Raw genomic sequence first — 11084 nt, forward strand, 5'->3', positions numbered from 1 at the left:
ATTAAAATCTCAGTTCCGTAGATAAGCTAAGTTGTAGTGGTTGCTGATAAGTAGTTCCTAAAGCAGTTGTCACAACTTTCTTACGAGAATTAAAGATATTATCTATATTTAGAGCCACACGACCATATTTAAAGTTATAGGCAATATGTGCATTTGCTTGTGAATAAGCACTTATACGAGATTCTTGACTATTCGCTTGATTAGAGAAATAACCATCTGTCCAACGAATATCACCTCCGATTTCAACTCCTATAGGGAATTGATAATAACCGCCCAAATTTAAGGTATAACGAGGTGATCTCGCAAGTTCATTTCCTTGATAGCTAGCAATCGGATAGGATTTCAGCTTCGTTTTTAGCAATCCTACACCTCCAAATAAGTGAAAGCGATCTGCAACCTCCCAATTTGCATTAAGCTCAGCACCGTAAGTATGAACTTTATCCGCATTATGAATGTAAACTGCTCGCCCTTCAGTGTATGGAATTTGCATATCTTTGTAGTCGTTATAGAAAACGTTACTTGTCACTAACCAACGTTTATCTTGAGATTTCCAACGATGATAGAGTTCATAATTCCAAACAAACTCAGCCTTATAAGTATAAGTTTTAAATGGTGGTGCAAATGTAATTCCTGCACCACCAGGATTATATCCTCGTCCTACTTTCATACCTATACGCTGATACTCATCCACCAAATAAGCAATATCTAACTTTGGTAAAAAGACATTCTTTTTGTCTTGATGATCTAGTGCAAAACGACCTAGCCCACCAACGCGTTTGTGTTTTTCCTGCTCATAACGACCAAATATACTTATTTCTAAGTTTGTAGTTGGATTAAATGTCAGTTCACCAAAAATAGCTTTGGTTTTTGTTGTATCTTTGTAAGCATTCAGAACATTCATTGAAACGGAGTCATCTTGGTTTCCTTCAAAATAAAAAATACCGAGTAAGCCACGATGGTTTCCATAATCATATTTCAAAGTAGGTTCAACTTGCCATTCCCTACCATCCACACGAGCTGGAGCACCTTTAGGAAAGTTTAAAGATAAGCGATCATGAATGTAATTCGTATAAATAGCTCTATTTTCTAGCTTCCACTCTGGAGATAACTGATAACCGATTTCCCAAATAGAAGAACCTGAACGAGTTTGAAATACTGGACGATACTGATTACTCACTGCATTTGGAGTATTTTCTCCCTGCGGAGATTTTGACTTTATATGATTAAAAGTTAAGCGACTGTAAAAATCAGGTAAGTTAGATGGTAACCAAAGTAATTTGGCTCTTGTCGTTGTTGTTTCAAATTGGCGAGAATTTCCAGCAGGAGAATACGTTGCTAAATTTTCAAACGATTTTCTTCCTTGTCTATCCACACTAAGACGGAATAATACTTCATCTCGTATAATAGGACCTGATAGCATTGCTGCTACTTGATAGCGACTTTGATTGCCTACAGTTATCTTTGTGGCGCCTTCCCACTCAGAAGTAGGATCATTACTCTGCATAATAATTGATCCCGCAATGGCATTTCGACCTTGAGCATAACTTTGTGGACCTTTATATACTTCTACCTGTTTTATATCCCACAAAGATTTTGTACCATACGCTAATTCATTATAATTGGAGGTTCTCCCATCAATTTGAGTATTTAATCTTGGTCTTGCTCCAGCAAAGAAAGCGACTGCCCCAGGTCCAGCTCCCTCAATACCACGAATGGTAGGTAAATCATTCCCTAAGCCGGTTTCTAAAATATTCGTGTTATTTCTAATTAACTGGTTTAGTGCCGAATAATTAGGCTTCCTAACCATCTCTTTATAGCTAAATAGCTCTAAACTAGAACTTGTTGTAGACCGACTACGTTCAAATTTTTCACCTATAACCGTAATCTCGTCTAATTTTTCTGGTTTTCCTTCTGTTGCTAACGTATTGCTTGTATAAATAGCACTACATATCGATAGAGAAGTCATCATATATTTCCGCATAAACACTCCTTGGTTTACAAAATATTAAAACAAAAAATATTTTTGTAAATTTTACTAAAGCAAATCATAATTGTAAATGAGAATTGTTATAAACTTGCATTTTAAAAATATACCGTTAAGATCCGCAATGTTGGGGGAATAAGATGAAAAAGATTGATAAACTCAAACTGATTGCCGAACAACTATTTTCAGCACAAGGTTTGAAAAGGGTTTCTATTGACGAAATTTGCCAACAATCCAAGGTAAGCCGGGTCACTTTTTATAAGCATTTCAAAAATAAAAAAGCATTGATAAAAGAACTATTTACCGAGCAAAAAAATACAACTCGTCAGGCTTTTTTACAATTACTGGAACAGCAAGCAAGTCTAGAAGAAATCATTGAAACTATTTTTTCTTTACAGAAAAAAGCTCTAGATGGCTTGTATAGTCAAGCAATACTATCTGATTTACATTCCTTAGATCTTGAATTAACAATGTTTTTCCGAGAAATGGAGCAAGAAAAACACGATTTTATGCACTATTTTTTTACACAATTACAGGAGAAAGATATTATTGCGAGAGATATTCCTATTGTTTTAATAGATATGCTGATTAAAGCTCTTGATATATTTTCTCGAAAAAAAGAGATCACTAATCACTATATAGGTAATGAACAACAGCTCTTCCAAGATCTGCTACGAATTTTTATTTACGGAATTAGTAGCCAAACGAAAAATAACAAACAATAATGTAAATTAGTATCTCATTGTTTAAAGGGAAATAAAATGACAAAAGTCTATGGTATTAAAAACTGCGATACCGTCAAAAAAGCAATTAAATGGTTAGCAGATAACGCTTTATCGCCACAGTTACACGATTATCGAGTAGATGGTTTAGATGCAAATTGGTTGGCACAAATGGCAGATAAATTTGGTTGGGAAAATTTAGTTAATAAACGCAGTACTACTTGGCGTGGACTAGATGATGAGATTAAAAATAATTTAAGTAAAGAGCTAGCGTTAAAAGTACTTAATGAACAACCCACACTGATTAAACGCCCTATCGTTTTAACCGAGAATATTGCGTTAATTGGTTTTAATGAAACAGAATATGAACAGGCTTTTGGTAAATAATATGAAGAACCAAATTATTAACTTAGCACAAGGGCTAATTCAACGTCCATCTATTAGCCCCGATGATCAATGCTGTCAGCAACTCATTGCAGAACGTTTAGAAGCGGTAGGATTTAAATTGGAATGGTTACCTTTTGGTGATACATTAAATTTATGGGCAACTCACGGTGAAGGGCAGTGTTTTGCTTTTGCGGGTCATACTGATGTGGTGCCTGTTGGGGATGAGAAACAGTGGATTTATCCACCTTTTGAAGGCCGTATCGTCGATAATATGCTTTACGGGCGTGGTGCTGCAGATATGAAAGGTTCATTAGCGGCAATGGTTGTCGCTGCAGAAAATTTTGTAAGACATAATCCTAATCATAAAGGTAAAATCGGATTACTCATTACGTCTGATGAAGAGGCCTCCGCCAAAGATGGCACAGTGAAAGTGGTTGAAACGCTTATTCAGCGTCAAGAGCCTATCCATTACTGCGTTGTGGGTGAACCATCGAGTAGCAAGCAATTAGGTGATGTGATTAAAAACGGGCGTAGAGGATCCATTACTGCCGATCTCTATATTGAAGGTATTCAAGGACACGTTGCATATCCTCATCTTGCTGAAAATCCCGTACATAAAGCCTTACCATTCTTGGCTGAATTAACCAGCTATCAATGGGATCAAGGTAACGAATTCTTCCCACCGACCAGTTTACAAGTTGCTAATGTAAAAGCAGGAACAGGGAGCAACAACGTGATACCCGGGGAGTTATTTGTGCAGTTTAACTTACGCTATTGTACGGAAGTAAACGATGAATTGATTAAACAAAAAGTCGCAGAAATGCTTGAAAAACATGGCTTAAAATATCGTATTAGTTGGCACTTATCAGGCAAACCTTTTTTAACTGCTAAAGGAAAACTCGTTGATACAGCAGTCAAAGTATTGCAAAAAATTACCCAAATCACACCGCGTCTTGATACCGGGGGCGGTACTTCTGATGCTCGCTTTATCGCACCAATGGGTGCTGAAGTGATTGAGTTTGGCCCATTAAACGCCACCATTCATAAAGTGAATGAATGCGTTGATATAGACGATTTAGCAACTTGCGGTGAAGTTTATTATGCAATTCTTGAAGACGTTTTAGCCGAGTCAAATTAAATGAGTGTTCACAATTTAAATGATGTACTCACAGGGAAAACAAGGCAGCATCTTATTCCTTTGGTAAATGAGTTATCCTCAAACCATTACTTGCAAGCAGATGTTGCTACTGCCTTTGTACAATTACAGCAAGCAGCAAAAAATGTAGGGTTTAATTTGCAACCAGCCAGTACCTTTCGTGATTTTGAACGACAACAGCAAATTTGGAATGCAAAATTTAATGGTGAACGTAAAGTCCACGATGATGATGGCAATGCGATTGATCTAAGTTCACTCAATGAGTGGCAAAAATGTCAGGCCATTCTGCGTTGGTCTGCAATTCCTGGAGCAAGTCGTCATCATTGGGGAACAGAAATTGATATTTTCGACCCTGATTTATTGCCACAAGGGCAAAAATTGCAGTTAGAACCTTGGGAGTATCAGACAGGTGGATATTTTCAACGCTTGGCTAATTGGCTCTTGGCTAATGCGGAACAATTTGGTTTTTATTTTCCGTTTATGGATAGAGAAGATAAAAAAATAGGGATAGAGCCTTGGCATATCAGTTATTTTCCGCTTGCTGACCACTATGAGCGGTTAGTTTCGCCACAAATTTTGCAACAAGCGTGGCAAAATGAAAACGTTGCAGGAAAAGATTGCTTGAATGCCCATATCGATGAACTCTTTGAACATTTTATTTTATGATCCAACTGATTAACGAAAGCGATTATCACAGCAAATTTCAGTCTATTTGCGACAAATGGCAACTGGTTCACGACAACAATGCTATTTTAGCCTTGGTTCTCACCAATGAACGTTTAGAACTACGCAAAGTAGATGAGCATAAATTAGGTGCGATTGCAGTCAATTTTGTCGATGGTACTCTCGCACACCGCCGAAAATTTGGTGGCGGACGTGGCGAAGCTGTAGCAAAAGCGGTGGGTATTAAAGGCGATTATCTACCGACTGTAATTGATGCAACTGCAGGACTAGGACGAGATGCCTTTGTCTTGGCTTGTGTTGGTTGCCAAGTGACTTTAGTGGAGCGTAACCCAATTGTATGTGCTTTGCTTGAAGATGGATTAGAGCGAGCTTACCTTGATGCTGAGATTGGGCAATTTATGCAGCAACGGATGAAACTTTCTACTGCTCGTTCTATTTATGAGTTAAATCCTAGCCTAGATTACACTGATGTGGTTTATCTTGACCCAATGTATCCCCACAAGCAAAAAAGTGCATTAGTTAAAAAAGAGATGCGGGTTTTCCAACATTTAGTGGGGGCGGACTTAGATTCCGATGATTTTTTCTCTCCAGCGAAGCAATTAGCTCGTAAACGTGTTGTGGTTAAACGCCCAGACTATGCTCCGTTCCTTGCCGAGCAGAAACCTGATTTTAGCCAAGAGACTAAGAACCATCGTTTTGATGTTTATTTATCACATCTCGCTAATCATTAAATATAAAAAGCGGTTGGATTTGTAAATTTCTTTGCAAATCCAACCGCTTCTAATACTTATAACCTAATTACATTTCGTTTGGGTTCAAACCATAGCCATCTTTTTCTGTACGTTGATAAGAGATATTGATCAGTTTATTTGCAGAATACCAATCTAGCACAATTTCAACTTCTCCTTCCGCAAAAGGCCCTAAATGGTAAGGTGAATACACAAAATAGATTCCCTCTGGGGCAAAATAGAAGTTTTCTGAAATTTCAATATCTTCTTTTTTTGCATAGCCGTCATATTGCCCTTGTTCATTTAAGCGATCACTACGGTAGTTTTGCCATAACATTTCTTTAACCTGAGCCTGATTTTTAGGAGAAACTAGATCATCGACTTGAATGACGGCTTTTTTATTGGCATCCACATTGATGTATCGAGTAAAATACATTCCGTGAGCTCCACCCGAATAAGTGTGCTGAACCATTGAAAATGTAGCAATGTTGTTACGTTGCCCAAGATAACTACTTTCAAGACTATAACTTAAGCCAATCGGTTTATCCTCTTTCGCTTCTGCAACTAACTCATTGTAATCTTTTTCTAAGCGTTCTTTGATAATTTCTTGCGTAAGCTCTGTCGGTACAGTCTCATTTTCTGCCTGTACATATTTAAACGCCTCTTTTAAAAGGAGCTGATCTAACCAATCAACTTTTGTAGTCGCTAGAGAAGCAAAAACACTGACGCCAGTTTCTTCACGATAGTATTCATCTGTTGGATCTTTCGGGTGCTTAACGGTTTCAGATTTATTAAAGATCGGGTTAATTTCTACTTGTAATGTAGGAAAACCAACTGATTTCTTATCTAATTCAGTTTTAGCCGTAAAATATTCGCCTTTCAGTGTTTCATATTCACTTTTCAGTTTATTAAGCTCTTCTGTTGTCGCACTTAAATCTGCTTGTGATTTTTTGAAGTCTGTTTCTAGTTGAACAATTTTTTTCTCTGCCTCAAATACTTTTTGTGGAAGGTTAGTATCTTCACACGCTGTTAGTATTAACACTGAAGAAATCAGCATCGCAATTAATGATTTTTTCATAATGTTCTCCTTAATGATATATAAGCGGTTGCTTTCCAAAATTATTTTGCGAAAGATAAAAAAATCCCTTGCCAATGAGGCAAGGGAAAAGAATTAGTCATCTAAGAAACTGCGCAATGTTTCCGAACGGCTTGGGTGTCTTAGTTTGCGTAATGCTTTCGCTTCAATCTGACGAATACGCTCACGAGTTACATCAAACTGTTTACCCACTTCTTCAAGAGTATGGTCGGTATTCATATCAATACCAAAACGCATACGCAGTACTTTCGCCTCACGCGGTGTTAGACCTTCTAAAACTTCATTAGTTGCAATACGCAAGCTTTCTGCTGTTGCTGAATCTAATGGTAATTCTAATGTACTATCTTCAATGAAATCACCTAAATGTGAATCGTCATCATCACCGACTGGTGTTTCCATCGAGATTGGCTCTTTAGCAATTTTTAACACCTTGCGAATTTTATCTTCAGGCATTCCCATTTTCTCTGCGAGTTCTTCAGGCGTTGCTTCTCGTCCCATTTCTTGTAAACATTGACGAGAAATTCGGTTCAGTTTATTGATTGTTTCAATCATATGCACTGGAATACGGATTGTACGAGCTTGGTCGGCAATCGAACGTGTAATTGCTTGGCGGATCCACCAAGTTGCATAAGTTGAGAATTTATAACCACGGCGATATTCAAATTTATCGACCGCTTTCATTAAGCCGATATTTCCTTCTTGGATTAAATCAAGGAATTGCAAACCACGATTTGTGTATTTCTTGGCAATAGAAATAACCAAACGTAAGTTTGCTTCAACCATCTCTTTTTTCGCTTTGCGAGCTTTTAATTCGCCTTCAGAAATACGTCCGCCAATTTCACGAATTTGAGTAATCGTTAGTCCTGAGCGTTCTTCTAATTGTCGTAGATTCACAATGTTAATGCGGATTTGTTCTGCATAATCGGCAAGTTTTGGAACCGCACCTTTTTTCGCATTGATTGCTTTCTCGATCCATTCGTCTGATGTTTCATTGCCTTGGAATGCTTTTAAGAAATCTGCTTTCTTCATTTGTGCATATTCAACGGCATAACGTTGAATCTGACGTTCTTCCACACGCACTTGTTTCATCATTTTTTGCATAAATTCAACTAATAAGTCGAACTGTTTTGGCACTAAACGGAACTCTCTGAAAATATCAGACAAGGCTTGAATTTGATCTCGTGAGCGTTTGCTTGAACGTCCATATTTTTGGATGGTTTGTAATGCTTTCTCGTGTTGTTCACGCAATGCATTGAATTTTTCGCGAGCTAATTCTGGATCGATACTATTATCATCACCAGAATCAGAACTGCCATCGCTTTCATCTTCTTCATTTTCATCATCTACATCGGCAACAGTTTCTGAATTTTCTTCGTCATCTAAATTGACATCAATCTCTTCTAAAACAACGTTTTCTTCTACATTTGGATCAACAAAAGCGGTCACTAAATCAGATAGACGCATTGTACCAGCTTCTACTTCGATATAGCGTCCGATAAATTCGCTTAATGCTTCTGGATATTCAGCAACTGCACATTGAACCGCATTGATACCATCTTCAATACGTTTAGCAATATCAATTTCACCTTCACGAGTTAGAAGTTCAACTGTCCCCATTTCACGCATATACATACGCACAGGATCGGTTGTTCGCCCTAATTCCGATTCCACAGTAGAAAGCACTTTTGTGGCTTCTTCTACGACATCTTCATCTGGTATACCACCTGCTAGCATTAAATCATCCGCATCAGGTGCTCTTTCTAATACTTTGATCCCCATATCGTTGATCATTTGGATAATGTCTTCGATTTGATCGGCATCGACAAGCTCTTCAGGAAGATGGTCGTGAACTTCTGATAACGTTAAGTAGCCTTGCTCACGCCCTTGAGCGATAAGCAGTTCTAACTGAGATTGTTGTTCTTCTAATTGAGACTGTTGTTCCATAGTTGTATCCGTTTTTGCATTTTACGAGGACAAAATAGTGATGGATTATACCACTCTTTACCCTTGATATGTAGCTTTGTAAAAAATTCCTTGGAAGTAACCGCTTAATTTTTCATAGAAAGCAAAGTAATCAGTGCCTGTTTTTCTTCTAGTGTTAAGGAAGATTGGCGATCTTTAGCTTGTAATCGTTCAATTTCTTGGTTCACAAACTTTTTATAAAAAAATCTGAGGGTTTCTTTGAACGTTTCTTCAATATTATCAGGTGCAACTAAATGATCCCAATTTGCTAGCATTTCAAGGGCGCGATAATGCTCACTTTCTCGTAAATGTTCAAGTAATCCGCCCATGGTCATTCCCGGATGCTGTCGGCAAATATCCACTAATTCTAAGAAGAGTGGTGTTCCTTTTTCATCTAGTTGCTCTAATAAAATAATTTCTTCAGTAACAAAGCTCACTAGGGATGGGTTTTGTAATAATAAGCCGATTAACAACCGCATTGGTGTTCGTTCAATTTTAGGTGTTTTAAGACCAGCATTTGTGCTATTTACTTGTTGCGGTAGAAGCGCTTCAATTTGAGCAGGATCTAAAATTCCTAATTTTTGTCCTAAAATATTGCGTAAATAGACTTGCAACATTTGACCTGGAATACGCTTAATCAATGGGATCGCTAGTGATGCGAGTTTAGATTTCCCTTCTTTGTTTGAAAGATCGACTTCTGCTAATAGTGAGTTAAATAAGAAATCGCTTAATGTTTGTGCTTGTTGTAAATAGGTTTCAAACCTTTCTTTTCCTTGCTGACGAACAAAAGTATCAGGATCTTCCCCATCAGGTAAGAAAATAAACTTTAACTGGCGACCATCGTGTAAATAAGGTAGGGAATTTTCTAATGCTCGCCAAGCCGCATCTCGACCCGCTCTATCGCCATCATAGCAGCAAATTACTTGCTCTGTGCAACGGAACATCTGCTGAATTTGTTCGCCTGTCGTGGCTGTACCCAAAGATGCCACGGCATTATTGATACCATATTGAGCAAGCGCAACGACATCCATATAGCCTTCCACTACAAATAGAAAATCGGGTTTCTCATTATGTTGTAAGGCTTGGTATAAACCGTAGAGTTCGTTACCCTTGTGGTAAGTTGTCGATTCAGGTGAGTTTAAATACTTCGGTTTTTCATCGCCCATCACTCGCCCACCAAATGCAATTACTCGTCCACGTCTATCTCGAATCGGGAACATTACTCGGTTACGAAAACGGTCGTAAACATTTCCACGATCGTTTTTAGAAAGCATTCCTGTATCTAATAATTTCTGGACTTCATCTTGACTTGTCCCAAATTTTCGCAAGACAGAATCCATTGCATTAGGTGCAAATCCGATTTCAAAACGTTGAATAATTTCGGTAGATAAGCCACGATAGTCCAAATATGCTTGACTGGCTTGGTCTTGCTTTAGCTGTTGTTGGTAAAATTGGGCAACCGCATTAAGTAATTCGTATAGATTACGTCTGGTTTGTAAACTCGTTTGTGGCTTTCCATCCCTATTTAACACATTCTCACGTGGAACTTCTAGTCCGTGTAATGCAGCAAGTTCTTCTATCGCTTCAGGAAATTCAAGTTTGTCATATTCCATTAAAAAGCTAATCACATTACCATGTACCCCACAGCCGAAACAGTGGTAAAACTGCTTGGATTGGCTAACGGTAAATGATGGAGATTTTTCGTGATGAAACGGACAGCAGGCTTGATAATCACGTCCAGCCTTTTTCAATTTAACACGACTGTTGATAAGCTCAACAATATCGGTTCGAGCAATAAGATCATCAATAAATGAACGTGGAATTGTGCCTTTCATTGAATATCCTTGCGAGAGAATAATAAGCGGTTAGATTTTATAAAAATTTTGCAAAATATAAATGCTTATAAAATGGGATATTTATAAATGCCGAAACCGTGATTCCAATTGGTTTCACGGTTTCTTGAATAACGTTAAAACGTTAAATTAGTATAAACGTGTGTTACGTGCGTTCTCACGAGCATTACGTTTAGCGTGACGTTTTGCTAAAGATGCATTCTCACGTTTACGTACAGCAGCTGGTTTTTCGTAGAATTCACGAGCGCGAACTTCTGCTAAAATACCCGCTTTTTCGCAAGAGCGTTTGAAACGACGTAATGCAACGTCAAATGATTCATTTTCACGAACTTTAATTACTGGCATATGCCATCACCTCAAGGAAATATATGTTTAAAATAAGCTGCAATCTATTTCGATTAGTCTGTTTTAGCCATAATCGTCAGCAGCATAGAACTAAAAAAGGTGTGCCATTTTACCGCAGTATAATCATTAAGTAAAGAACTAGTTACAGCGAATTTTGATTTTATCAA

At 37.8% G+C, this 11084-nt stretch carries 10 protein-coding genes; 5 read left to right on the plus strand and 5 right to left on the minus strand.

The features are described 5' to 3' along the window. Position 1 precedes the first annotated feature (1 nt). Entirely contained in the window at positions 2-1969 is a 1968-nt protein-coding gene (locus tag A1D26_RS01055; protein ID WP_232516781.1) for a TonB-dependent receptor, read from the minus strand. 155 nt (positions 1970-2124) lie between these two features. Between A1D26_RS01055 and A1D26_RS01060 the strand changes: the two genes are divergently transcribed. Genes A1D26_RS01060 through A1D26_RS01080 form a run of 5 tightly spaced genes read left to right on the plus strand, consistent with a single transcriptional unit; the run spans position 2125 to position 5664 of the window. Next, entirely contained in the window at positions 2125-2709 is a 585-nt protein-coding gene (locus A1D26_RS01060; protein WP_157402273.1) for a TetR/AcrR family transcriptional regulator, read from the plus strand. 36 nt (positions 2710-2745) lie between these two features. Continuing rightward, the gene (locus A1D26_RS01065; RefSeq protein ID WP_157402274.1) at positions 2746-3093 is read left to right on the plus strand and encodes an ArsC family reductase; all 348 of its coding nucleotides are present in this window, start codon (positions 2746-2748) and stop codon (positions 3091-3093) included. Between the two features lies 1 nt (position 3094). Continuing rightward, the gene (gene dapE, locus A1D26_RS01070) at positions 3095-4231 is read left to right on the plus strand and encodes a succinyl-diaminopimelate desuccinylase (protein WP_157402275.1); all 1137 of its coding nucleotides are present in this window, start codon (positions 3095-3097) and stop codon (positions 4229-4231) included. Next, positions 4232-4915: a M15 family metallopeptidase gene (locus A1D26_RS01075; RefSeq protein ID WP_157402276.1), complete on the plus strand. Its 684-nt coding sequence runs from the start codon at positions 4232-4234 to the stop codon at positions 4913-4915. It abuts the gene before it with no gap. Next, a complete protein-coding gene (locus A1D26_RS01080) occupies positions 4912-5664 on the plus strand; it encodes a class I SAM-dependent methyltransferase (protein WP_157402277.1) in 753 nt (250 codons plus the stop codon). The genes A1D26_RS01075 and A1D26_RS01080 overlap by 4 nt, the downstream gene beginning before the upstream one ends. 67 nt (positions 5665-5731) lie before the next feature. Here the strand turns inward: A1D26_RS01080 and A1D26_RS01085 are convergent, their stop codons facing one another. The 4 genes from A1D26_RS01085 to rpsU all read right to left on the minus strand — a co-directional run bounded on the left by A1D26_RS01085 (position 5732) and on the right by rpsU (position 10917). After that, complete coding sequence (locus A1D26_RS01085) at positions 5732-6739, minus strand: DUF3298 and DUF4163 domain-containing protein (protein ID WP_157402278.1); 1008 nt, start codon at positions 6737-6739, stop codon at positions 5732-5734. A gap of 93 nt (positions 6740-6832) precedes the next feature. Continuing rightward, entirely contained in the window at positions 6833-8701 is a 1869-nt protein-coding gene (gene rpoD / locus A1D26_RS01090) for an RNA polymerase sigma factor RpoD (RefSeq protein ID WP_157402279.1), read from the minus strand. A gap of 104 nt (positions 8702-8805) precedes the next feature. Further along, on the minus strand, positions 8806-10554 hold the full coding sequence (gene dnaG / locus A1D26_RS01095) for a DNA primase (RefSeq protein ID WP_157402280.1): 1749 nt from the start codon (positions 10552-10554) through the stop codon (positions 8806-8808). A gap of 147 nt (positions 10555-10701) precedes the next feature. Further along, positions 10702-10917, minus strand: coding sequence for a 30S ribosomal protein S21 (rpsU, locus tag A1D26_RS01100; protein ID WP_157402281.1), 216 nt, complete (start codon positions 10915-10917; stop codon positions 10702-10704). Between the last annotated feature and the right edge of the window lie 167 nt (positions 10918-11084).

The organism is Ursidibacter maritimus (assembly GCF_009761395.1).
Classification (GTDB): domain Bacteria; phylum Pseudomonadota; class Gammaproteobacteria; order Enterobacterales; family Pasteurellaceae; genus Ursidibacter; species Ursidibacter maritimus.

Bases quoted from the DNA above. Each gene is read 5' to 3' on its own strand.
- A1D26_RS01055 (WP_232516781.1), bottom strand. From the start codon at position 1,969: ATGATGACTTCTCTATCGATATGTAGTGCTATTTATACAAGCAATACG.
- A1D26_RS01060 (WP_157402273.1), top strand. From the start codon at position 2,125: ATGAAAAAGATTGATAAACTCAAACTGATTGCCGAACAACTATTTTCA.
- A1D26_RS01065 (WP_157402274.1), top strand. From the start codon at position 2,746: ATGACAAAAGTCTATGGTATTAAAAACTGCGATACCGTCAAAAAAGCA.
- dapE (WP_157402275.1), top strand. From the start codon at position 3,095: ATGAAGAACCAAATTATTAACTTAGCACAAGGGCTAATTCAACGTCCA.
- A1D26_RS01075 (WP_157402276.1), top strand. From the start codon at position 4,232: ATGAGTGTTCACAATTTAAATGATGTACTCACAGGGAAAACAAGGCAG.
- A1D26_RS01080 (WP_157402277.1), top strand. From the start codon at position 4,912: ATGATCCAACTGATTAACGAAAGCGATTATCACAGCAAATTTCAGTCT.
- A1D26_RS01085 (WP_157402278.1), bottom strand. From the start codon at position 6,739: ATGAAAAAATCATTAATTGCGATGCTGATTTCTTCAGTGTTAATACTA.
- rpoD (WP_157402279.1), bottom strand. From the start codon at position 8,701: ATGGAACAACAGTCTCAATTAGAAGAACAACAATCTCAGTTAGAACTG.
- dnaG (WP_157402280.1), bottom strand. From the start codon at position 10,554: ATGAAAGGCACAATTCCACGTTCATTTATTGATGATCTTATTGCTCGA.
- rpsU (WP_157402281.1), bottom strand. From the start codon at position 10,917: ATGCCAGTAATTAAAGTTCGTGAAAATGAATCATTTGACGTTGCATTA.